This window comes from uncultured Campylobacter sp., assembly GCF_938030815.1.
Classification (GTDB): domain Bacteria; phylum Campylobacterota; class Campylobacteria; order Campylobacterales; family Campylobacteraceae; genus Campylobacter_B.
In genome coordinates this window covers 1-23,845 of sequence record NZ_CALHII010000171.1, presented here as the reverse complement: position 1 = coordinate 23,845, position 23,845 = coordinate 1, and the positions used below count along the sequence as shown (strand labels likewise).

General features: G+C 49.3%; 15 protein-coding genes and 1 pseudogene. 11 read left to right on the top strand and 5 right to left on the bottom strand.

The window, feature by feature from the left end:
* Positions 1-328: 328 nt before the first annotated feature.
* From Q0277_RS06750 to Q0277_RS06740, 3 genes are all read left to right on the top strand, one after another.
* Entirely contained in the window at positions 329-2,050 is a 1,722-nt protein-coding gene (locus Q0277_RS06750) for an ABC transporter ATP-binding protein (RefSeq protein ID WP_297996720.1), read from the top strand.
* Positions 2,051-2,203: 153 nt separating this feature from the next.
* On the top strand, positions 2,204-2,428 hold the full coding sequence (locus Q0277_RS06745) for a hypothetical protein (protein WP_297996718.1): 225 nt from the start codon (positions 2,204-2,206) through the stop codon (positions 2,426-2,428).
* A 135-nt stretch (positions 2,429-2,563) separates the two neighbouring features.
* Complete coding sequence (locus Q0277_RS06740) at positions 2,564-3,715, top strand: MFS transporter (RefSeq protein ID WP_297996717.1); 1,152 nt, start codon at positions 2,564-2,566, stop codon at positions 3,713-3,715.
* Between the two features lie 10 nt (positions 3,716-3,725).
* Here the strand turns inward: Q0277_RS06740 and Q0277_RS06735 are convergent, their stop codons facing one another.
* Positions 3,726-4,916, bottom strand: coding sequence for an MFS transporter (locus Q0277_RS06735; RefSeq protein WP_297996715.1), 1,191 nt, complete (start codon positions 4,914-4,916; stop codon positions 3,726-3,728).
* Between the two features lie 118 nt (positions 4,917-5,034).
* Here Q0277_RS06735 and Q0277_RS06730 point away from each other — a divergent pair, with 118 nt between their 5' ends.
* The 7 genes and pseudogenes from Q0277_RS06730 to Q0277_RS06700 all read left to right on the top strand — a co-directional run.
* The gene (locus tag Q0277_RS06730; RefSeq protein WP_297996713.1) at positions 5,035-5,955 is read left to right on the top strand and encodes a stomatin-like protein; all 921 of its coding nucleotides are present in this window, start codon (positions 5,035-5,037) and stop codon (positions 5,953-5,955) included.
* Positions 5,952-6,494: an NfeD family protein gene (locus Q0277_RS06725; protein ID WP_297996711.1), complete on the top strand. Its 543-nt coding sequence runs from the start codon at positions 5,952-5,954 to the stop codon at positions 6,492-6,494. The genes Q0277_RS06730 and Q0277_RS06725 overlap by 4 nt, the downstream gene beginning before the upstream one ends.
* The gene (locus Q0277_RS06720; RefSeq protein WP_297996709.1) at positions 6,487-7,536 is read left to right on the top strand and encodes a dehypoxanthine futalosine cyclase; all 1,050 of its coding nucleotides are present in this window, start codon (positions 6,487-6,489) and stop codon (positions 7,534-7,536) included. The genes Q0277_RS06725 and Q0277_RS06720 overlap by 8 nt, the downstream gene beginning before the upstream one ends.
* 596 nt (positions 7,537-8,132) lie before the next feature.
* A complete protein-coding gene (locus Q0277_RS06715) occupies positions 8,133-9,392 on the top strand; it encodes a pitrilysin family protein (protein ID WP_297996707.1) in 1,260 nt (419 codons plus the stop codon).
* A 699-nt stretch (positions 9,393-10,091) separates the two neighbouring features.
* On the top strand, positions 10,092-12,779 hold the full coding sequence (gene recG / locus Q0277_RS11185) for an ATP-dependent DNA helicase RecG (protein ID WP_366517331.1): 2,688 nt from the start codon (positions 10,092-10,094) through the stop codon (positions 12,777-12,779).
* Between the two features lie 213 nt (positions 12,780-12,992).
* Positions 12,993-13,475 carry a hypothetical protein gene (locus Q0277_RS06705; protein WP_297996705.1) on the top strand — a complete coding sequence of 161 codons (483 nt, stop codon included), beginning with the start codon at positions 12,993-12,995 and terminating at the stop codon, positions 13,473-13,475.
* 170 nt (positions 13,476-13,645) lie between these two features.
* Positions 13,646-13,831, top strand: a pseudogene (locus Q0277_RS06700) (histidine--tRNA ligase); the annotation flags it as partial.
* Here the strand turns inward: Q0277_RS06700 and sprA are convergent.
* Positions 13,787-18,853, bottom strand: a complete 5,067-nt coding sequence (sprA, locus tag Q0277_RS06695) for a cell surface protein SprA (protein ID WP_297996722.1) — start codon at positions 18,851-18,853, stop codon at positions 13,787-13,789. The pseudogene Q0277_RS06700 and the gene sprA overlap by 45 nt on opposite strands.
* A gap of 404 nt (positions 18,854-19,257) precedes the next feature.
* A complete protein-coding gene (gene ruvA / locus Q0277_RS06690) occupies positions 19,258-19,875 on the bottom strand; it encodes a Holliday junction branch migration protein RuvA (protein ID WP_297996703.1) in 618 nt (205 codons plus the stop codon).
* A gap of 482 nt (positions 19,876-20,357) precedes the next feature.
* Here ruvA and Q0277_RS06685 point away from each other — a divergent pair, with 482 nt between their 5' ends.
* Entirely contained in the window at positions 20,358-21,545 is a 1,188-nt protein-coding gene (locus Q0277_RS06685) for a reverse transcriptase family protein (RefSeq protein ID WP_297996701.1), read from the top strand.
* An 893-nt stretch (positions 21,546-22,438) separates the two neighbouring features.
* Here the strand turns inward: Q0277_RS06685 and Q0277_RS06680 are convergent.
* Complete coding sequence (locus tag Q0277_RS06680) at positions 22,439-23,245, bottom strand: NERD domain-containing protein (RefSeq protein WP_297996699.1); 807 nt, start codon at positions 23,243-23,245, stop codon at positions 22,439-22,441.
* A 160-nt stretch (positions 23,246-23,405) separates the two neighbouring features.
* Positions 23,406-23,603: an exodeoxyribonuclease VII small subunit gene (xseB, locus tag Q0277_RS06675; RefSeq protein WP_297996698.1), complete on the bottom strand. Its 198-nt coding sequence runs from the start codon at positions 23,601-23,603 to the stop codon at positions 23,406-23,408.
* Positions 23,604-23,845: the final 242 nt, after the last annotated feature.

Genomic DNA, 23,845 nt, shown 5'->3' with positions numbered 1-23,845 from the left:
TGCGAAAGCGTTTAGAGATCGCGACAAATAAAAACTCGCTTGCTTTAAGCGCTTAATGCTTCGAACGCGGCAAACAAAAAAGCTAAATCTCGGCGTCGTCCGCACGGTCGCCGCATGCGAGTGAGTTGATTTGGCGAGCTTGCGAAGCGCAAATTAGTCCCGCGCCGCCCCATAAATTTTGTGCTGCATCGCGGTCAAAATTCTAAAATTTAAGGAATTTTAGAATTATAAATTTTGGAATTTTAGGAATTTTGAAATTCCATCAATTTTGAAATTTCATGAATTTTTGGATTTTAAATTTTAAAAATTTTATAAAAAAGGATAGCATTTGAACGGCTTTAAAACTTTACTATCGCGCTTTAAGCCCTATTTTAGGGATTATAAGCCGCAGTTTGCATTGGCGATTTTGGGTATGGTGATGACGAGCGTGGCGACTGCTACGAGCGCGAAGCTGGTCGAGCCCGTTTTAAATAAAATTTTCGTCGAAAAAAACGAGCCGTATCTCTACACGCTTCCGATCGCGATCATCGTGGTTTTTGCGATGAAAAGCGGCGGCGCGTTTATGCAAAACTACTTCACCGCCTTCATCGGTCAAGACACGGTGCGCCGCTTCCGCGATAGGCTCGTCGCAAGCCTCGTGCGGCTGGACGTGGATTTTTTCAACCGCTTCCGCACGGGCGAGCTCATCAGCCGCACGATCAACGATATCGAGCGCATCCGCGTCGTAGTTTCGAATATGATCCCCGATTTTTTCACGCAGATCATTACGATTTTGGGGCTTTTGGGCGTCGTGATCTATCAGAGCCCAAAGCTTTCGTTTTTCGCGCTCGTGGTCTTTCCGTGCGCGATATATCCGCTCTCGCGCCTTGCAAAGCGGATGAAGAAAATTTCGCGCGAGTCTCAAGAGAAAACATCCGATATCTCCTCGGCGCTCAGTCAAATTTACTCCAACATCGAAATCGTCAAGGCAAGCAACGCCGAGAGCTTTGAAGTGGAGAAATTTAACGCCGAAAACAAGAAATTTTTCAGTCTAAATTTAAAGGCGGTCGTAACGACGTGTCTGGTAAGCCCGATCATGGAGATGCTGGGCGCCGTGGGCATCGCCGTGGTGATCATCGTCGGAGGACAGGAGGTCATCGCGGGTCAAATGAGCATCGGCAGCTTTTTCAGCTTCCTTACGGCGCTTTTTATGGTCTACACCCCGATAAAAAAGGTCTCATCGCTCTACAACAACATGCAAGACGCTATCGCAGCGAGCGAGCGGACGTTTGAGCTCATAGACTTGGAGCCTACGATCGTCGGAGGCGGCAAGCAGATGGGCGAGATAGGCTCGGTGAGCTTTTGCGACGTGTCGCTAAACTACGGCGACAAGGCGGCGCTGAAAGACATAAGCTTTAGCGTCAAAAAGGGCGAAATTTTAGCGCTCGTCGGAAACAGCGGCGGCGGCAAAAGCTCGGTCGTGAACCTGCTGATGCGCTTTTACGACGCAAGCAGCGGTAAAATTTTATTCAACGGCAACGACGAGATCGGCGAGTTTAGCATCCCTAGCCTGCGCGAAAACATCGGTCTGGTAAGCCAGCGCGTCTATATTTTCAACGACACGATCGCGCAAAACGTAAGCTACGGCGCGGAATTTAACGAACAGCGCGTCATAGAGGCGCTCAAGCTAGCCAACGCCTATGAGTTCGTAAGCTCGATGAAGGATGGAATTTACACCGTGCTTAGCGAGTTCGGCGCAAATCTTAGCGGGGGACAGCGCCAACGCATCGCCATCGCGCGAGCGCTGTATAAGGACCCGCAAATTTTAATATTCGACGAGGCGACTTCGGCGCTGGATAACGCGAGCGAAAAGGAGATCTCAAACGTCATCGAAAAGATCAAACAAAGCAAAATCGTCTTTGTAATCGCTCACCGCCTCTCCACGATCGAGCGCGCCGATAATATCGCCGTGATGAAAAACGGTCGCATCCTCGCCATCGGCACCGACGCGAAGCTAACGGGCGAATGCGAGGAATATCGCAGCCTAAAGGGGATCATGCAAAACGGCTAGAATTTTAAATTCTGCCCCTTTTGCGCCCCGGTTTTGCTCTATGAAATTTTAAAATTTTATCTTTAGAAGCAAGTCGCATAAATTTATCCGCAAAGATTGAAATTTTATTTTGAAATTTAGCCGCGCGGATAGCGGTTTTGGCTGCAGGGCTTTTTGATAAAACTCGTCTCTTTGATGCGACGAGGCACGGCTGCCAGAGCTTTAACGTTTGGATTAAAATTTTATCTTAAAATTTCAGCGCTTCGTTGCGGACCTGCCTCTAAATTTAAACGCTCGCGCCGTTTTAAAACCGCTGCGGTAAAATTTTATCGCACGCTGGGCTTTTCGGCGCACTACCTGCACTTGATCTTAGGCATCTGCGATAAAATTTTGGCTTGATTTTTCTTTATAAATTTTCGCATCTTTTTAAAATCCCTATCCGAATCGAAATTTTTCAAATATTTTTTACATAAAAACCGAGCTTTAATCAATAAAAGGCTACAATACGCCAAATTCAATTCCAAGGGAAAGTCATTGTTTGAATCTATGCGCGCGGCACGCTCGCTAAGCCCCCTATTTCTGGGGATTTTCTTTATGTTTATCGGCGACGCGCTAGTCATCGCAAGCGCGGGCATCATGCTAAAAGAATCCGGCCACAGCGAGCTTGAGATCGGAGCGATTTCGGCGTTTTTCTTTTTAGGAGCGATCTTTAGCGGCTTTTTCGTGCCTTCGATAATCGGCGCGCTCTCGTACGTGCGGGCATACGCAGTATTTACGGCGCTTTTCGGAATTGCTGCAATGCTGCACGATCTAGGCTCAAACCTCGTGTATTGGGCGATTTTGCGCTTCATTTTGGGCTTTTGTTATTACGCGCTTTTGATGATAATCGAAAGCTGGATAAACTCAAAGATCACAAACTCCATCCGCTCCCGCGTGCTCGCGATCTACGAAGCGGTTTTTTACGGCGCGTTTGCGATAGGAGTTATAATCTTGGCGCTAAATTTCGGAACGATGAAGGTCTTCGTGCTAAGCGCATTTTTCATCATCCTAGCGCTGCTGCCGGTAAATTTAATCCGCTTCAACCCTCCCAGAGTTCCCGCTCGCATGCGCGTCTCGATGCCGCAAATTTCGATCGTGCCGCCGCTTGCGTTTGCGACGGTGGTTTGCGCGGGCATTTTGATTAACGGCTTTTTTTCGATGGCGAGCGTTTTCGTGCTAAGCGCGGGGCTTGGAGTGGGCTCGGTGGGCGCATTTATGGGATCGGCGATGGTCGGAGGCTTCCTATCGCAGCTTATTTGCGGCATAATCTCGGATAAATTCGGCCGCAAACGCGCGATAATGATAGTTTGCGCCATCGGTATCGTAGCTTGCGCGGCACTATTTTTTGCTAAAAGCTTCATCCTAACGTGCGCGCTTGCGCTGATATTAGGATTCGGCGCCTTTCCTTTGTATTCGCTCGCCATTGCACGCGCGAACGACTCCATCACCGGCGAGGGTGCATCTCGCGTGCAAATTTCGGCGGCGATGCTCTTTATCTATTCGAGCGCGTCGCTCTGCTCGCCTTTGATAATCGGCGCGATGATGAAATTTTTGGGCGCAAACGGCTTTATCTGGGTATTTTTCGCAGCGATGAGCTTTTTATTCGTATTTGCTATCTTTCGCCCCGAGATCGCGCCGAAAAGATAGCGGCTTGATTTTAAATTTTTTCGTAGATCAAAAATTTATAATAAAACGCCGCGATTGCGAACATAAAGCCCATGCCGAAGGTGATTTGCGAGAGCGAAAATCCAAGCTCGAAGAAAAATCCGATCGCAGCCGACACGAGCGTCGCGACGATGAAATACGCCATGTCGTTGTAGGCGATGACGCGCCCGAAAAACTCCCTATCGACGTGGTTTTGCAGCTGCGTAAAAGAATACGACCACACCGTCGTGATGAAAAATCCCGCCGCGATCATACCCGCAAACGAAAGCCAGTAGTTAAACTCCAGCACCGCCCACAGCGCGATGCCCGCAAACTGCCCCAGCAATAGCCAAAAAAAGGTATGCTTATTTACGATCTTGCTTAGCCATATCTGTCCGAAAAACGCAGCCACCGAGCGCGACATATTCATAAGCCCGATGACTAGCGAGGCGCTTAAAATTTCTTTGTATTTATACTTCGCAAGAAGCGCGATGAGATTGTCGTAGGTGGTGACGGCGACAAAGGCGTGAAGCACGATGAGATGCACCACCAAGGGATGCGAGCGCAGGTAGGAAAAGCCCTCTTTGAGCATCTTAAACACGGGCTCACGCGCGTTTCTTGCGAGGTCTTTAAAATTTAGCCGCAGCAGGATGAAAAATGAAAAAATATATAAGCAAAAATCCAAAATAAATGCCGCTCGCACGCCGAAATAGTGGATAAAAATACCCGCACTCGCCATGCCGAAAGTATATGTGATCGTCCAGATAATGCCCGTCATCTCGTTAGCAAGCTTGAGATAGGGGCGGCTTAGAAATTTCGGCAGCGTAGATGATTCGGTTTGAAAAAACAGCGTGCCTGCGACACTGCGCACGACTACGATCAGAAGCAGCAGCCACAAATAATCCAAACTATCGATAAAAATCAGCATGAAAATACTGATCATCTCGGTTATAAACATCGCCGTCATCAGCGGCTTTGGTTGAAATTTATCCACGATGATGCCGTTGATGGGCGCTAAAAAAACGTTCGGCACGAACGAAACGACGCCCACCGCCGTAATCGCCCACACCGGCGCGCCAAGCTCAATCAGCAGCGTAGCGATCCCAACGACCGAAAACCACAAGCCGAACATACATATAAAACCCGCCGAAAAGAGCAGGCGGTAGTTTCGTGAATGGCGAAGTAGCACGATGTATCTGATCATAAAATTTTATCCCGTAAATTTAATATAAAAAATCTAGCGAAATTGTATCACGACGCGCCTTAAAAGCCAAAATAAGCTAAAAATGCTATAATTGCGAAATTTTAATTCAGGAGTGAAAATGGAAGGGTTCGTAACTACGGTAATAGTATTTTGCGTCCTCATCGCGGCAATTCTAAAGATGGGGGTCAAGATCGTCTCGCAATCGGAAATTTTAATCATCGAGCGACTGGGTCGCTTTCATAAGGTGCTTGACGGCGGCTTTCACATCATCGTGCCGTTTTTTGACGCGGTGCGCGCGAAGATGAGCGTGCGCGAGCAGCTGGTGGATATAAGCAAGCAACAGGTCATCACCAAAGATAACGTCAACATAAGCGTCGACGGTATCGTGTTTTTGAAGGTTATCGACGGTAAGATGGCGCTTTATAACGTCGAGGATTATCGTCGCGCGATTTCAAATTTAGCGATGACGACGCTACGTAGCGCGATCGGCGAGATGAGCCTAGATAGCACGCTTAGCTCGCGCGATCAGCTAAATTCCAAGCTACAAATCGCTCTGGGCGACGCCGCGGATAACTGGGGCGTAAAGATCATGCGCGTGGAGATCTCCGAAATTTCGGTACCGCACGGCATCGAAGAGGCGATGAATATGCAGATGAAGGCAGAGCGCGAAAAGCGCGCGATCGAGCTTAAAGCCGAGGCTGAAAAAGCAGCCCTCATCCGAAACGCCGAAGCGCTAAAGCAAGAGAAAGTGCTCGAAGCCGAGGCGATCGAGCGTATGGCGGATGCTAAAAAATACGAGCAGATCGCGCTAGCACAGGGTCAAAAAGACGCGATGGACAGTATAAATTTAGCGATGAGCGCTTCTAGCTTTGCGGCGGAATACCTGCTCGCGCAGGGTCGCGTAAACGCCTTCAGCGAGCTGTCCAAAAACCCGAGCAAGGATAAAATTTTGATCCCTTACGAAACGAGCGAGCTTATCGGCTCTCTTAGCGTGCTTAAAGAATTCCTCGACAAAAACGGCGCGAAGGATGCTAAATGAACGCGCTGATTTTTATCATAATCGGCGTGATTTTGGCGATCGTCGAACTTTTGGTGATGGATTTTACCTTTATATTTTTCAGCGCCGGATTTTTCATCACGGGGCTTTTGAGCTTCGGCTTTCATCTTGATTGGGACGTGCAAATTCTGCTTTCGTTCGTGCTTTCGTTCGTGCTTCTGATTGCACTTAAAAGGCCGCTAAAATCGCGCTTTTTCAAACCCGAAGAGAAGCATGAGGATAATTTTTTAGACGAAAGCGGCACCGGCACCGTCAAAAACGACATGGTCTATTTCAAAGGCACGTTTTGGAAAAGCGATGAAATTTCAGATCTGAACGAGGGAGACCGCATCGAAATTTTAGGCGTAAAAAACGGCCAGATCGTAATTAAAAAAGATAGCAGTCGAAATTCTAGCGGCGCAGACGGCGTAAATTTAAATGACGGCGACGCAAATTTAAGCGGCACGGACAGCACGGGTGCCGACGATAAAAATTCTAACGTCGCCGCGAGCGATGCAAATTTAAAGGGAGCCAATGGCTAGAATGAGCGCCGATGAGGCGCTAGAGCTAATCGAGCACGCCGATCTAAACGAGCTTGGGCGCGCGGCGTTTACGCGCAAGCGCGAGCTGCACCCGGATCGCGTCACGACTTTCATCATCGATCGAAACATAAACTACACCAACGCCTGCATGGTAGATTGCAAATTTTGCGCATTTTACCGCCACGCAAGCGACGCGGACGCCTACGTGCTGAGCTTTGAGCAGATTAGCGAAAAGATCGAGGAGCTCATCGCCGTGGGCGGCACGCAAATTTTATTTCAAGGCGGCGTCCATCCGAAGCTGAAAATCGAATGGTACGAGGATCTGGTGGAGTTCATCCGCAAAAAGTACCCGAGCATCACGATCCACGGCTTCTCGGCGATCGAGATCGATTATATCGCGCGTCTTAGCGGCATCAGCACGCTCGAAGTGCTTCGCAGGCTGCAAGCCAAGGGGCTCTACTCGATGCCCGGAGCCGGAGCCGAAATTTTAAGCGACCGCGTGCGAGACCTCGTAGCGCCGCGCAAAAGCGACAGCGCCACGTGGCTTAGAGTGCACGAGGAGGCGCACGGCATCGGTATGAAAACGACCGCCACGATGATGTTTGGCACGCTTGAAAGTACGCGCGAGATCGTAGAGCACTGGGAAAAAATCCGCGAGCTGCAAGACCGCACGGGCGGCTTTCGAGCGTTCATTTTATGGAGCTTTCAGGGGCAAAACACCCGCCTTTTGCGCGAGCACCCAGAGATCAAAAAGCAAAGCCCAAACCGCTACTTGCGCCTACTCGCCGTTTCGCGGCTATTTTTGGATAATTTCAAAAACGTCCAAAGCAGCTGGGTCACGCAGGGTAGCTACATCGGGCAGTTGGCGCTAAAATTCGGCGCGAACGATCTGGGAAGCACGATGATGGAGGAAAACGTCGTAAAGGCCGCAGGCGCGAGCTTTCGGATGAGCAAGGACGAGATGATAGCGCTGATCCGCGACGTAGGCGAAATACCCGCCAAGCGCAACACCAACTACGATATTTTGGAGACGTACGCTTAGGTGCAGGTTTTGCGCGTTTGTGGCAAGAAATTTATACGCTTACGGCGCGAATTTAGCGGCAAATTTGGCTTAAAACAGATGACGAATTCGCGATCGCGAGCGTGGAATCTTGCAACGGAATTTAAAATTTTGGTATCGGTACGGGGGTTAAATTTACGGACGCAAGCGGAATTTGCGCGGTAAAATTTCATTTCGCTGCAGAATTTTGCCTTAGAATTTTTCGGACGCGAAATCTACGCCGCAAGATCAATGCGACGTAGACGGCGCGTGAGAGATATTTCGTTTACAACGCTTGCCGTATTTGGGCGCGAATATATTTCGTCTCGTACTGCGAATACGGCGCGACGCGGCGTTTCGGGCGCTGAAATTTTACAAAAATGCGGCACGATTAATTTTCAAAATTTTAAAGCAGGACTGGAAAAACTGCCCTAGCGCGAAATTTTAGAAGCGAGTTTGAAGAAAATTTTGAAAACTTGTTTTAGAGAAATTTTAAAAGTGAGTCCCGGCGCAAATTTCAAAAGCGGCGCGGCTGCGTCAAAATTTTAAAACCGCGCCTGAAAGAACGATGAAATTTAAAAATTTTATAAAGGAAAACGATGGAAAAAAAAGAGATTTCACTTAAAATCAAAGGCGGCAAGAGCGCTAAAATCGACTTTTTGTATCAATTCGATAATTCGCTGCCGGTGGCGAGCTTCAAGCTAATTTTTAAAGCAAGCGGCGCGGTGAGCGAGAAGACCCTGGGCCTTGCGCGCATCTGCGCGGGCGTTTTGGGCGAGGGCTCAAAGACGCTGGGAGTGAGCGAATTTCACCGCAAGCTCGATATCCGCGCGGTCGAGATCAGCGCCGCGAGCAATTTTGAAACCTTCGGCATCCAGCTAAACTGTCTAAAAGAGCACTTCGATTTCGGCTTAGACATGCTGCGAGAGCTGCTTAAAGAGCCCAATCTAACGCCCTCGGTGCTGGAAAAACTAAAAATGCAAACCATAGGCGAGATCGCCGTGCTAAAAAGCGAGTTCGATTACATCGCGACGTGCAACCTAAAAGCGCTTCTGTATCCGCGCACGAGGCTCGCTCAGCCGCTCATAGGCGACGAGGCGAGCGTAGAGCGGATCACGATGAAGGACGTACGGGAGTTTTTCTCCTCGCTGAGTTTAGAGAATTTATACGTCGTTTTATGCGGCGACGTGAGCGATAAAAACCCGAAAATCGCGGAAATTTTAAGCCTTTTTGCAAGCGGCAAAAAGCGCGAGCTACCGTTTTTCACGCCGAGCGATGCGAAAAAAATAAAGATCCAAAAGGAGCAGACGCAGCAGGCTTACATCTACTTCGGCGCGCCCTTTGCGTTGCCAAAGGAGCAGGAGTTCATCGCAAACACCGCGCTTTTCGTGCTCGGAAGCAGCGGTTTCGGTAGCAGGCTGATGGAGCGCATCCGCGTCAGGCACGGCCTTGCGTACTCGGTCTATGCGCGCGGCGATTTCGAGCTTAGCCGCCGCGAATTTTGGGGCTATCTGCAGACCAAAAACGAAAATTTACAAAACGCCGCCACGCTCGTAAAAGAGGAGATCGCGAAATTTATCGCCTCGGGCGTGAGCGAAGCGGAGCTGAAAAGCGCCAAAAAATTCCTGATCGGAAGCGCCGTGCTACAAAAAGAGACGATGTTTAAGCGAGCGGCGATCGCGCAGAGCGAGTATTACAAGGGCTACGCATTCGGCGAGTTCGAGCGAAATTTAAAGCGCATCGAGACACTAAAACTCGGGGCGCTCAACGATTTCATCAGATCGCACGATGAGATCATAAACCTAAGCTTTTCCGTCATTTGCGACGAGACCGCCGCGAAAAAGGGGCTTAAAATTTAGCCCGTTGCAGTACAGCGAGTGCACACCTGCGACCGGCCTAAAATTTGGGTAAATTTTAAAATTTGTAAAGCGGCGCGAACGGCGCTAAATTTTACTTTTGCGCTCCATTTGCGGACGGCTTGCGTTTAAATTTAAAGCTGCGCCTGCGTCGCGCTAAAATTTGCGGGGCTTTGCAAGAAGCGATTAAATTTACGAGCCTTGCAAGAACAGCTAAATTTAAAGACGCCGTGCGCGGCTCGGTAAAATTTCAGCGCGCAAAATCAAAGCGCGATTTCGCACGCCGTTTGTAAGTCGCGCCGTGAAATTTTAAAAGCGATCGCACTATGTTTAATATCCGGTGCGCACCGCCAAAGCACGGCTGCCAAGCAAAATACGCGCAGGGCGAGTAAAATTTGTAGGCACAGCCGGCGAGCAAATTTGCCGCAATGGGTGAAATTCCGAGCAAATTTAAGCAAGCGTTCGATGCGGCGCGTAAAATTTCGCAGCGCGAGGGCTTAAGCGCCTATCAAATTTAAAGGATGAAAATTGATTTTTGAAGCAAAAGACGCGGCGGCGCTGCAAAAGGCGGGCATCACGACGCTTTTGGATCTGGCGCTGCTTCTGCCCAAAAGCTTCGACGATCTGAGCGTGGGGGATGCGCCGTGTGCGGGCGAGAGCACGGCGGAGGTCGAGTGCCTCTTCCAGCACAGGCGCGGCTCGATGCTCATCGTCACGGCGCACTGCCTCAGCTGGGAGCGCGAGATCAAAATCGTGATCTTTAACGCCAAAAACTGGCACTTCGGCGCCTTTAAGCGCGGCAAAAAATTTTTCATCCACGGCAAATGCGACGAGAGCTTCGGCTCGTGGCAGTTCGTAAACCCAAAAATCGTAAGCGAGCCGGGCAGGATCGCGCCCAAATACAAAGCCGCGCTGAGCGACGCCGCGGTGCAAAAGCTGATCAAAAAATATCTAAGCGCGGGCGTGCTTTTAGGCTGCGGGCTGCGCGCGGACGAAGCGGCAGTACTGCTCGCGCTACACGAGAGCTCGCCGCGCAGCGTGCAAATGCTAGCCGCGCTAAATAGGCAGCTCAAGGAAGGCGGCGCGGAAAATTTTAGCGAGCGCGACGACGTTTCAAACAGCGGCAAAATTCCAAGCGGCAATGAAATTTTAAGCAGCGATAAAATTTTAAATGACGGCAAAATTTCAGATAACGGCGAAATTCCAAGCTTGCAAAGCTCGGTCGCCGCCGAAATTCTAAAGGGCAGATCGCAAAACGGTGAAATTTTTGGAGGTAAAATTTCAAACTATCCGCGAAGCGACGGAGTTCTTGCCTGCGAGGCAAAGCGTGGTGCGGCGAATAAAATTTTAAGCGGAGAAATTCCAAAGAACACGAAGGCTTTGCCCCACCCAAGTCTCCGCGACGGCGAGATTGCGAGCGATGAAATCTTAGACGGCGGTCAGCCTCGGGCGCGCTGCGCAGAGATTTGTAACGACGAAAATTTTAACGTTCAAGGCGACGATAATTTTCTTGCCGCATACGGCGCCGAGGCGCGTGAGGATAAAATTCCAGACGATCTTAAAGCTGGCAATGATGTGGCTACAAGCGGCGGTAAAATTTCAAATGACCTAGTATCAGGCACCCAAGCAGCGACACGGCCAGCAGACGCTCAAGCCGCAACAGTGCAATCCATACTAGAGCAAGCCGCAGTCGCACAACAAAATTCAAGTTCCCAAGACGTAGATACGCAATCCGCAGCAATCCAAACTTCAAGCCAAGTAGCGAGCGCGCAAGCCGTGACTACCCAAACATTGGATGCACAAGCTACGAGCGCGCAGCCTGCGTGCGATCAAATCGAAAATCTTCAGACGGTAGTAGCCGTGCAGACTGCAACCGCAAAGCCTACGATCACTCAAAATGCAAGCGCCGAGGCTGTTCAGGACGCGCTCGCCGCACCGATGAGCGCTTCGCGCGATTGTGCCGTGCAACCTACGCATTATCAAACTGAAACTATCCATACCGCAGCCGCCCAAGCTACAACCACCATACCTGCAATCGCTCAAATTGTAAGCGACGTTGGAACTGTCCATACCGCCGAGGCCGTACAGGCTACAGCCGTCGCATCTATGAGCGGAGCTGAAATTTTACGCACGCTGAAATTTATCGAAATTCTAAACTACCTACAAAAGCTAAGCGCGAAAAAAACGAGCTTCCCTGCGCAAATTTACCCATTGCACAACATTTCGGATTGGCTCGCTTCGCTGCCTTTCGAGCCTACGCGCGATCAGCTAAGCGCGATAAAGGATATTGCCAGCGATCTACAAAGTCCTCTGGCGCGCCGCCGCGTCGTCATGGGCGACGTAGGCAGCGGCAAGACGCTCGTTATCCTCGCGAGCGCGGCGATGAACTACCCGCGCATCAGCTATCTGATGGCACCTACGAGCATCTTGGCCGAGCAAATTTACGCTGAGGCTCGCCGTTTGCTGCCGCCGCAGATTAAGGTCCTGCTCGTAAAAAGCGGCGATCGCGAGCCGAATTTCGCAGGCGCGCACCTTATCATCGGCACTCACGCCCTGCTCTACCACGAGCTCGCGCCGTCAAATCTCATAATGGTCGATGAGCAGCACCGCTTCGGCTCGAATCAGCGCGAAAAGATTGCGCGCCTCACGGGGAGCGGCGAGTTTCGCGCGCATTTCATTCAATTTAGCGCCACGCCGATACCGCGCACGCTAAGCATGATCCAGTCCGAGCTTGTGAGCTTTAGCTTTTTAAAACAGCTGCCGTTTGAAAAGCGTATCAAAACCGAAATCCTGCAAAACGACGGATTTGCGGGCTTTATGCAGGATCTGCGCTGCGAGCTTGCTGCGGGCAATCAAGCGATCATCGTCTACCCGCTAGTGCAGCAAAGCGAAAGCTCGGTCTATCAAAGCCTTGAGGAGGCGGCGCCGTTTTGGAAGGCTCAGTTTGCGGACGTGATGATTACCCACGGCAGCGACAAGGACAAGGAGGAGATCCTGCGCCGCTTTCGCGACGAGGGGCGACTGCTGATAACCACGACGATCGTCGAAGTGGGCATCTCGCTGCCGCGGCTTAGCGTCATTTTAATCGTGGGCGCCGAGCGGATGGGGCTCGCGTCGCTTCATCAGCTGCGCGGGCGCGTCGGACGCAAGGGCCAGGCGGGGCGCTGCTACCTCTACACCAAGCTCAAATCCCCGCCGCAGCGCCTGCGCGAGTTCGCAGCGACGCTGGATGGATTTAAGGTCGCAAATATTGATCTGAAAAACCGCCAGGGAGGCGATCTGCTGGGCGGCTCTGTGCAGCACGGCGCGATGTTTGCGTGGTATGATTATGAAGAGGATATGACGGCGGCGGCAAAACAGCGACTGAAAGACACAGGACGGGGTGCATGAAATTCTACGAGATGCGATAGAATTTAAACGTAATTTTAGTCGCGGCAAAATTTTACGAAGCGAATGCGATTATGAGGTAAGGAGCGATCTGATATAAAATTTGAAATTTCACGGCGCAGATTGCATCGGATAAAATTTAGAGCTTTACCAAGCGTCGTTTGCTTTTAATTTCTAAAATTTATGCAACTTAAAGTCCAAAAAAAGGAGAGCAAAATGGCTTACGTGACCTACGACAAGGCAAAATGGCACTGGGGCGCGAAAAATGCGCCGACAGATATCCCGCAGGAAAACGGCGCGACGCACATCGCGTTTTTCTTCCGCTGGTGCATGGAGCGCAAGCTCTACTCCAAGGACTTCGCGGCGGATTTCGCGGACGATATAGCGCGGATGGACGATAGTTTTGATTATCGCCGGTATTTTTTTGACGCCATGGACGGCGTGCTAAGCAGCGACGAGCTAAACACCGCGGGCAAGGCCTTCGCAAATGCCTACTACACCACGGACCGCACGAAATTTGCCAAAACGCATGGCTGGTATTTGCAAGATTACGACGATTTCGTCGCGCGCAAATTTGGCGATAAAAACTTCGACAACGCCTATTTTTACATAGAAAATTCGCCGCAAAATTACGCCGAGATCAAAGAGATCATCGATCGCCGCTACGAGGAATTCTTGGCTATGAAAGTGGCGAAGTAGAAATTTTACTGCCAAGCTTAGCCGGTTTAAAATAGGCGCCTAAGCCGAAACGGCGCGCAATGTAAATAAGCAGAACCGATGCGTTGCTGCGAGCGGCAGGGCTTAAAATTTAGGAAAATTTAACTATAATCGCCCCGAAAAATTTTAAAATTTCACAAAGGATTTTATAGATGATCAAAGCACTTCGCGGTATGAACGATATTTCAGGCGAGCAGGCGCGCATCTACTCGCAAATTTTAAGCGTGTGCGAGCGTGTGGCACGCAATTACGGCTTTTGTCTCATCGAAACGCCCAAGCTCGAACAGACCGCGCTATTTCGCCGCAGCGTCGGCGAGAGCAGCGACATCGTCGGCAAAGTCGCGGTTCCAAAGGAATTGCGAATTAAAGGTTAGCGGTAAGCGGTCGCCGCCCTTGCTCTCCATGTCGCGCTCTTGCAGTTCGTAATAACTGCGGTTGATGTCTGAGTTGAACGAGAGATTTTGAGGCAGCCAGTTCAGTCCGAACCGTTTAAGAATGTCTAACCACTTGCTCTTGCTTTTGATATTCTTAAATGGTTCGAGGGGCTTGTACACGGGAGTCCAGTTGTATGCCATTGCAGCACGCCAGTTGTTTTCGCGTTCGTAGACGGTTGTTTCGCCGCTAGTGAAACGCGAAGAGCTGCTATACGAGAACGAGAAGTTAGCCGGATCGTAGGGCATGGGGTGGCGTTTGTTCTGTATGCCGATGCGAACATTAGACAACGAGAAGTTTGTATTGGTGGTACGACGTATGGCAATGCTCTTAATTGAGTCGCGTTCTTGGCGGTTTGCCGCGTCGAGAGCGTCTTTAAGGCGTAAGTCGGTGTCAAGCGGATTGTACTTCGGACTGCTTTCTTCCTGTGTTCGGGAGTAGTAAAGCGGGGCCGAGACCTTGGCTTTTTCGGGGAAGAACTTGCCCAATTCGAGGTTTGTTGTTACACTGTAAGACTTGAAATTGTCTTTGGCGCGGTCGGCAACGCCGTCTTCCAATCCACCGAAACCTTCTGAAACGTATCGTCCTTGCAGATTGAGCGTGCCGAAATCGGATAGTTGCACGTTAAGGTTTCCTTGTGCAGCCCATCCGCCTTCGTTCTCATATTCCTTCAATCGCAGTTCGTTCACCCATACTTCGCCGCTTTTTTGTGTGGCGGCATTGTTGCGTACGCCGATGATAATGGTTTTAACTTCGCCCAAAGTGGGGTTACCCATAATGCTGACCTTGTTCTTTGGTTTATCAACATCGTAGGCACTGTATAGCGAAGTAAACGAGGCTAATCCCGTGGCACGTGCCTTATTGCGTGCCTTCTTTAAGTTGGTAAACACGCTGAGGGCTATGTCGAGCATGTTTTCTTCGGGCCAAACGGCACGACTATCTGCCCACAAGCGGTCGTTATAGCGGCGTGCAGGCGTAAGCGATAGGGGAATGTCGTATTCGTAGAAGTTGTTTTTGTAGTCGCTACCCAAGCGAATGAACACCGACAACTCGCCGTTGGCCAAGGCTGTGGCATTGGGTTCGAGCGCGTTGGCATGCACAAACATCTGCAAACGACGGTATTGTCGCAGGTCGATAGTGGTGTTTTTGTACACGGCTTTCGCTTCGCCCTGCCCCAGATTGTCCACAACAAGGCTCAGCGCTTGCTCGTTGTTCTCCACCATTTGCGGCTGGTTGGGGTCGGCTCCGCGCTCTATTCCAGGCGGAAGGATATAGTTTACGGGCGTTTTGTCGCTGTTTTCTTCGTAGCTTACGGCACTAACCGACATCTTTCCTGTTTGTGAAGCCGTATTGCTAAGGTTTTGTTCGTAACTACGCCATTCGCCCCGCACAAGGTCGAGCGAGCCGAAACGCAAAACGATGGGACGCTTAAAGCCTGTGAGGAACATACGCATGAAACGGATGCTAGAAAAGTCGGAGATGGCGCCGAACCGCTTTTCGTATTCGCGAACGGGGATGCGGAACTGATACCAAGTAACGTTTTCGTTGGTTCCATTACGCAAGGAGGCCGATGCCTCGCGCTTGTCTACGATGAAGTTGCGGCCCACCACCATGTCTTGTGGGCGCAGCGATACGTGGTATTGGTAGTATTTTTCGTATTCGTTGAGCGTATAGTCTTGGTTGATGTCTTCCACATCGGGCGTAGACTTGTACGATGTGTCGTAGCTTTCGCTGCGTTGGTCGCTGTCGGGCGAGTTGCCTTGGGGGTTGTTTATGCGTTTGTATCGTTGCAAGATGGGCAGTTCGGCACGGTCGTAATCAGAGCCGCGGAAGTAGTGGTAGTTGTCGTTGGCGGGGTCGGCCTGTATCGAATCGAATACGGCGGCACTCACCCTGCCCCTTACCGCGTTAAGGAACGACTGGTAAGCGGGGAACGAACGCTCCTCGTTATCGTTCAATCCGTTAAATCCAACGTCTTGCATTGCCCTCGCTCCACGCGATGTTGCAAAGGCGTAGGTTGTGGTGGCTTGGGTGGGTATCTTACCCCATTGGGTGGTAACAAAGCTTTGTGAGCCGTCGACAGGCATGCCGCTTTCGTAAAATTTCTTGCCGTCGTGCAGCACGTCTTCGCTCACTTCGCCCAGGTTGAGGTAGAAGTCGCCGCCATAGTCGTTGGCGTTGGGCTGGCGGTTAGAATAGATAAAGGGGTCGAGCATCCAGAATTCGATGTACTCGATGTTGGCAGCCTCAAAGTCGTTTGTGTCTAGTTTGCGCATCATACCGCCCCAACGCTTGTCGGGATTGTCGAGTGTACCGTCGGGATTAAGGTCGGGATTGAAGTTGTAAGGTCCTCTTTCGGCCGGATAGAAGGCCAAATTGAGCACCGATAGGGTTGAAACGCCACCATAACTGTTTTGGTCGCGGTTGGGAAAAAGCTCTCTTACGGGCACTTCGCGCACGTAATGGTTGGACAATTGTTGCAAGTCGCCCTTGATATGCGAGGGCGTTAGCGAGCTACTTCTTCGAGTAAACAGCGGATCTATGGTGTACCAAGCCAGTCGACTGCGGTTAAATCCGCTGTTAAGCGTGGCTTTGTCGTTGTGTTCGGCAAACATCGAGGGCGTGCTGGCCAACGTCCACGAGGTGGGCGTGCTAACATCGAGCGAGCTTTTTGTGGTTTCAAAGTCGTCGAGATACGAGGCATTGTCTTGTGTTCCCTTGCCATGACCGGCTATGAGGTGGGCAAACTCGCCCGTAAAGCTTATTTGCGAGGGTTGACTAACGTGCAAGAAGGGTATCTTGTCGAGCAAATTGGTAAGCCATTGGCTTTCTTTCTTCCAATTAAGGTTCAGTCCCCAGAGGGTATTGTTCAGCGGTTCGGCACCCATATTCACCTTCGTGGTGAGTGCTTGCTCTGTCAGGTGCTGCAAGGTACCGCTTAGTTGCAGGTCTTTCGAGAAGTTATATTCCCAGTTTAGGCCGAACATCGTTTTGCGTTGTTGGCCGTAGTCGGTGTTGCTTTCTAGCGAAACGTTCACCGCTGTGCCTGCATCCAAGATGCTTTGGTTAAGGATTGTAACCTCGCCGGCGTAATAATCCACGGTATAATCTACGCCTTCGGTGAGCCTAACGCCGCCAGCCGTAACCACAACCGAACCTTGCGGCACGTTGTATGCACCAAGCGAAATGACGTTGGCACTGGTTCCGCGATACTGCCCGGTAAGGATGAACTTGTTTTTCTCGGCAATTTGTTTGGCAATGGTTTTGGTCGAGTCGTACAGTTGCTCGTAAGTGTAGCTGCGAGCAACGGCATCTGGCACGCCCTTGGCCCGAAGATAGTTGTACAGGTGCTTGCCGAAGGGCTGTGTTTTGGGCAAGAACACGCGCCCATTGCTTATGGTATAGCCTTCAACGAAGTCGAAATAGCCGTTAGCGTGCGCTTTATTGTTATTGTCAAGGCGGTCTGCGCCCATTACTCTAATTAAGGGCTGGTCTTTTACTTGCGTTTCGGGAATGTAAGTAAGGTAAACGCCTGTGGTGTCGCTTTGATACTTGATGTCTAGACGGAAACGCTCTTTCTCAACCGAAGTTGCCAGATAATACACGTTCTTCATCATCAAATGCCAGTTGCCTTGCCGCGGGTTGTTACTGGTGTTTTTGAGCGATTTAACGAACAACGCCTGATTGGTGTCGGTGTTGTCGGCAGCAAATTCGCCCACTTGATAGGTGTTTCCGCCGTAAGTGTACTCGTAGGCCACGGCCAAAACCTGGTCGGTTTGCAGGCCTTGCCTTAGCGAAATGTAGCCCATCGTGGTGTTAACGGTGTACTCGGAGGGTTGAAGTAGTCGTGCGTTTTGAAGTTTTTCGTAGTCGTTTCCGCCCACGAAACCCGCTATTCCGTCGAGTGTTGTCGACGTTTGGTCGATGTTGCGGGCTGCAACGTATGTGCTAACCATCGCCGGATATTCGGAGTTGGCGTTGTTGGCAGGCACCAATCCCGATGCGCTCCACAGCGGATTAGAGATGTGGCTCACCTCGCCAAGGTCGGTAAGGGCCACGATATTGCGCGTGTTAGTGGTTGTTCCCGTCTTGTTTGTTACCCAAACCTCCACGCGATTGATGCTGACGCCACTCTTAACGGTGGGTAACGAGGCCATCCACTCGTCGTACTTGTCGCGGAAATAGTGCGAAAGAAAGAAGTGTCGGTTTTCTTCGTAGTTGGCCGCATCCAACTCGAAAGGCGTTAGTTGCACGCCTCCGCGCGAAGAAACGCTTTTCGACGACGATTTCTTTTGCGAGGCCACGAGTTGCATTTTCAGCTTACCAAACTGCAAATCAGTACGTATGCCGAAGAGCGAACTGGCCCCCTTGATGAGCGATGAGTTGGCTGGAAAACTCACGTTGCCAGCCTCAACAAGCTTTATTATCTCGTCTTCCTTACCGTCGTATTTCAGTTTAAGGCTCTGCGCATCAAAGTCGAAGGTGGCATCGGTGTTGTAGTTTAGGTTCATGTTCACCTTATCTCCCACCTTACCGTTCATGTTGATGTTAATCTTCTCGTCGAAGTTCATCGTCGTAGTCTTGCGATTACGGATGGGTATAGACGGGTTGTCGATGTTTTTAAGTGTAGCGCCGAAACGAATTTCTGCCGAACCTTGCGTTTTGATGCGCACACCGCCAGGTCCGAATATCTTTTCGGCAGGACCTAAGTCGAAGTGCATGTCGGTGAAGTCGAACTTCTCTTTGCCTTTCGCCTTATATATCTCGTCGTTCTTTTTCCTGAAAAAGCTGTTGCGTGCTTGTCGTTCGCTCCAACGCCGATATTCGTCGGGTGTCATCATGATAGGCGTTCCCAGATACGTCCTTCCCCATTTCGTTCCAAGCAGATAGCGGTCAAGCGTGTCGTTATATTCCACCCCCTGTTTCATGTTTTCAGGACGTTTCAGGTCCATTGCGTTTTGCCATAGGTCGCCATAAGTGGTGGGCGTAGTGGGCTGCACGCGCCAAAGCGGTGTTGCAGGGGCTGTTTGGGGGTTGTCGTTGGTTTGTGTTTCAGGTGTGTCTTCGTTGTCAATCACCAGCGTTGTGTCTTCCGGTTGCTCGTCTTCGGGTAGGGTGGGGCGTTCCACGTCGCGTTGAGGCGTGTTGTTTTGGGGCGTGTTGGCGTTTCTTGTACGTGCCGTGTTGGCGTTTCTTTGCGTGCGGTTGTTTTGCCTTCGCCCTCTGTTGTCTTGCACAAAGGGCAAAGCGAGGGCATAACCCGCCAAGCAAATGACGAGTACCACCATCAACGTCCTTTTTATTTTCTTACTTCGCAGCACGCCTTTCAGGGTCACTTTATCATTTTCAACGCCGCTTTCACCACCTGTTCAACGGGCAGTTCGGGTTGTTCTTTCAGTATTTCAACCACCACCTTGGCCGATGCTGCCGGTGCAAAGCCCAGCATGGTAAGTGCGCCCACGGCCTCGTCCTTCACGGCTGTGTTCATAACCGTGGCGTTTGCGTTTGTGGGTACCGACAATTCTTGGGCCACTCCGCTTGTAACAATCTTGTCTTTCAGGTCTACGATGATGCGTTGCGCCGTCTTTGCGCCAATGCCTTTAACGGTTTTCAGCATCTTGTCGTCGCCGGCGGCAATGACATTGCACAGTTCGGCGGGCGACATTCCCGAAAGAATCATGCGTGCCGAATTGGCTCCAACGCCCGAAACGCTGATAAGCAAGCGATAAAGTTCGCGCTCTTGACGCGTGGCGAACCCATAAAGCGTGTACGAATCGTCGCGCCCGCCCGTTACCAATGCCTCGTGAACAAAGAACTTTACCTTGTCTTTACCTTGGATAGCGGTGTATGTATTCAGCGATATGTTGAGCGCATAGCCCACCCCGGCCGCCTCAATCACAGCCATTGCTGGGGTAAGTTCGGCCAAGTCGCCCTTGATATATTCAATCATTAATGATGTTTTTTATATGTGTACGTATACGTTATTATATAACGACTCTCGTTGCGCATTATTGTGTGTGCGCATAAAAAACTGCATTTGCAGGCGAAAGAAGGGGGCGTAAGTTCCCTTTCGCAAGCTAATTGTGTGCTCAAAAGTGGCGTTTGCGGTTCTGCTCGCATCTTTTGTGCCTTTTTTGTGAAGTGAAATTGCAGCGTATATGCCAAAATGTAAATAAATCATAAACCATATAACGCAACGCTTGTAGTATAAAAAGAAATGTTTATCTTTGCCAACGTATAGGAATAGCCGAAGAAATTTAGAGGTAGTTTCTGATGTATTCGTCAGAGTTTGATACAAAGTATCGTTTATGGTAAATGGGTTTTACCATAAAGTAAACTTCTACGGCGTTCCTATATTTTTACGATATAACCCTAGATAGCATGGCCCGAACTGATAGAGATGTAAACCTAAAAGCACTAATAGGCAACCAATTGCAATACATATACTCGGCCGACGAACTGACCAATGTACTTAATACCTTGGCCTACAACATTGGTGAGCATTCGGGTTTCAGGCGAAACCAGATGCTTTGCTTTGCAGACACTAGTAAAGACAACCGCCGAGCAAAACGCTACCGCATGCACAAAAAGCACGGCGGAACGCGTGCTATCGTGGCTCCCCATCAGAGTTTGTTGTACATGTTAAAGGGCTTTAATGCCTTGTTGCAGCAGTATTACGAACCCACAACTTGGTGTTACGGCTTTGTGAAGGGGCGTTCGGTGGTGCAAAATGCCCAACAGCATCTGGGCAAACGCTACATCCTGAACATCGACATCAAAGATTTCTTCCCCTCCATTACTAGGCAAATGGTGGAAGACGTTTTGTTGGCAGAGCCTTTAAAGTGCTCTGCCGAGGCCGCACGCCTGCTTTCGGGGCTGTGTACTGCTGCCGAACCGCAGGGCGATGTATTGCCGCAGGGATTTCCCACTTCGCCAACACTCTCGAATATGGTGTGCAAAAAGATGGACGAAGAGTTGGCTACCGCCGCCCAACGCATAGGGGCAACCTACTCGCGCTATGCCGATGACATGTCGTTTAGCAGCGACAAGGATGTGCTGCGCCCAACGGGAAGTTTCTATTTGCAGGTTTCTGGCATCGTTGAGAAGTACGGATTTAGGCTGAACGACCGCAAAACGCGCTTGCAACGACGTGGACGAAGGCAGCAGGTTACGGGCGTTGTGGTGAGCCATAAGGTGAACGTAACGCGCGAATATGCACGGCAGATACGCAGTTTGTTATATATGTGGGAACGTTATGGCTATTGGGAGACTGCCAGAGCAGCCTTGCACGCTTATCGTGAGCAACATGGTAAGACTAGGGGGCATGGTGAATACCTCACCTTGTATGCAGTTTTGCGCGACCGACTGAACTATATGAAGATGGTGAAGGGCGAAACAGACCCCACATACCTTAAACTTTGGAACAAGTATAACCAACTGATGCAGCGGGATGTTCCTAAGCGTAGGAGAGGTGTTTACGGCACTAACGCGCATAGGCCTGAACCTTCTAGCACCAACGATTATCTTGGCGAACCGCAACGAAAGGGTTGCGCGGGTGTTGTGGCATTCTTTGTGGCGCTTACGTTAGCGGGCTTACTGGCTTGCAACTTGTTGGCTTAATGTCTTTTTATTGCTTGTTGCACGCGTTAATCAGTAGCGTTTTGACCCTCATCGGGCATAAGGATTGCTAAGATTTGTATTGCATAACGCGAAATGCCTTATGCTTATCTTTGCCCTGTTTATTGTTAAACACATCTTGTATTTTTGGGAGAGCGTAAAGTTTTCGGTGTAAATTTTAACATCGAGAGTGCCCTCGCCGTTCACCAATTGCCCATTCGGTGGCAAATATTCAATTCTCGCGGAGGTTTTTTGGGGCAGAAAATTGGCATTAGCCTGTAAGGTTAAGCAAGCCGATTTGCCGTATAAAAATGCGTAATTATGCAGAATGGTGGGCAATTAACAACAAAATAAGTGCTATTTGCAGCAAATTGCACCGCATTTAGCGGCAAAACGCAAGGTAAAATGCGGCAAAACGCAAGGCGTTTTGCTGCTAAATGCAAGGTAAAATGCTGCAAAATGCAAGACGTAATGCCGCAAAATGCAAGGTGGAATGTATATTCTTGCATCTTGTATGTTGGCTTTTTGGGGGCTGTGAATGGTAAAGAAGGATATGCTTAGAGGAAAAATGTGCTCAAAAAGGTGGTGTTTTGACCATTAAAAGTCGTTTTAGGGGTGGCGAAAATTTGCGAGTCGGCGACATTCTAGAAAGGCAAAATGGTGCATTTTGCTTGTGTTATGCTCAAAAATAGACAAAAAATAGAATGTGAAAGACCGAAATTCCTGCTAAATAACATGCTTTTGGGCGTTAGTTTTCGCTAGAAGGAGTGGCGAATAGATTGCGTTTTGTAAAATATGTCGTAATTTTTTAACTCTGCGAGATTGTGTGTTTTTTAGCTGTTGAGTTTGAAGATATCTTGACTTCAATAAAAGGTAAGCAAATTAAGACATTGAAATCATTTATGCCTCTGTCTTACAGTGAATCTACATTGTGGATAATTTGAGCAACCATAGAAAGTGCCGTATTTACCTCGTCGCTCTATAAGATGGCCTCTACACTTTGGACAGACACCCTGTTTGATAGTTTCATTGACTTCTCTTGCTGTCGCCTGTATGTTCTTAATATGTTGTCTGTCGCTTACGCTCTCTCTTATATTGTTTTCATTGAGTATTGTAAGTATGGTTTGAACATCATTATCTGTCAGGTATGTCGCTTTATATCCACTTATCACCTCCAAGAGTTTGTCTTCGTAAATGACATGATGGTTACTCTTGACGTTATTCAACACGGCCTCGCGAGTAAACACGACAATAGACACAATTTTGACATGTGGATAAGCGGTTAGCAGCTCTTTAATTTTGAGAGTATGACCTGCAGATTGCTTAACAGGGTTATAAAAATGCTTCTTTGTAACGTACGTGTATGTTTTCCACCATTTTTTCGCAAAAGTAACTTTGGTGACTATAAGCTGCGTCCATTCCTTGCGGTTATCATCTCCGTATATATTGCCTCGATAGTTCTTGGTTTCGATAGCAATGATGCCATACTTGCTAACAACGATGTGGTCGATTTGTGTTGTGCCTTTTTTTGTTCTCAACACAATGTCACACAATATATGGTATTCTTTCGGTAAACGGGAAAGGATGTCATTTACTCTCTGTTCACCCCGTTTGCCTTTCTGCTTTGGAGAGGAGTACCACCATCCGAGGGAAAAAAGGCCGATGATGATAACAAGTGGAAGTATGGATAAAAACGACAGCATGAATTATCTCATCTCAATTATTATTAGAAGTTGTCTTGACTATTCTCTCAATTTTGTCTTCGTTCAGAAAGGTTACAGTCAAGACAATTTCAACGCTAATATTCATAAGCAGTTGAAAGCGATTCAAAAACAACCATGTACTTAGAGCAATAAAAGGAGGCTAACCCTCTTCTTCCAGCATTTTCTTTATTTCCTCGTCGGTCTTGGTTAATTTGTCTTTGCACATCTTGATAAGTTTTTGAGCCTTTTTCAGTTCATCGGCAAGCGAGTCGAGGTTGAGTTCGCCAGTTTCCATTCGGCGAACAATTGCTTCTAGTTGTGCCACAGCCTCTTCGTATTTCATTTCTTGTTTAGCCATAATTTGAGTTTTTTTGAGTTTATGAGTTGTGTGAGTTATTGAGTTGGTGGGTTATTGAGTTTATGAGTGTTTGGCTTTATAAGCTTATTGGTTGTTGAGCGTAATGGGTTTATAGGGTTAGCAAACTTACTAATTCACTCCCAAACTCATAAACTCAACAACTCAATACCTCACAAACTTCCAACCTCAAATCCTTATTCAACAACAGATTTAACCTTACCTTTTTGCAGTTGGGTAACGAT

Coding starts and splice junctions, on each gene's coding strand:
- Q0277_RS06680 (WP_297996699.1), bottom strand. CDS start 23,245: ATGCTGTCGTTTTTATCCATACTTCCACTTGTTATCATCATCGGCCTT.
- Q0277_RS06715 (WP_297996707.1), top strand. CDS start 8,133: ATGGAAAAAAAAGAGATTTCACTTAAAATCAAAGGCGGCAAGAGCGCT.
- Q0277_RS06705 (WP_297996705.1), top strand. CDS start 12,993: ATGGCTTACGTGACCTACGACAAGGCAAAATGGCACTGGGGCGCGAAA.
- recG (WP_366517331.1), top strand. CDS start 10,092: ATGCTCATCGTCACGGCGCACTGCCTCAGCTGGGAGCGCGAGATCAAA.
- Q0277_RS06725 (WP_297996711.1), top strand. CDS start 5,952: ATGAACGCGCTGATTTTTATCATAATCGGCGTGATTTTGGCGATCGTC.
- Q0277_RS06730 (WP_297996713.1), top strand. CDS start 5,035: ATGGAAGGGTTCGTAACTACGGTAATAGTATTTTGCGTCCTCATCGCG.
- xseB (WP_297996698.1), bottom strand. CDS start 23,603: ATGGCTAAACAAGAAATGAAATACGAAGAGGCTGTGGCACAACTAGAA.
- ruvA (WP_297996703.1), bottom strand. CDS start 19,875: ATGATTGAATATATCAAGGGCGACTTGGCCGAACTTACCCCAGCAATG.
- Q0277_RS06735 (WP_297996715.1), bottom strand. CDS start 4,916: ATGATCAGATACATCGTGCTACTTCGCCATTCACGAAACTACCGCCTG.
- Q0277_RS06720 (WP_297996709.1), top strand. CDS start 6,487: ATGGCTAGAATGAGCGCCGATGAGGCGCTAGAGCTAATCGAGCACGCC.
- sprA (WP_297996722.1), bottom strand. CDS start 18,853: ATGAAACAGGGGGTGGAATATAACGACACGCTTGACCGCTATCTGCTT.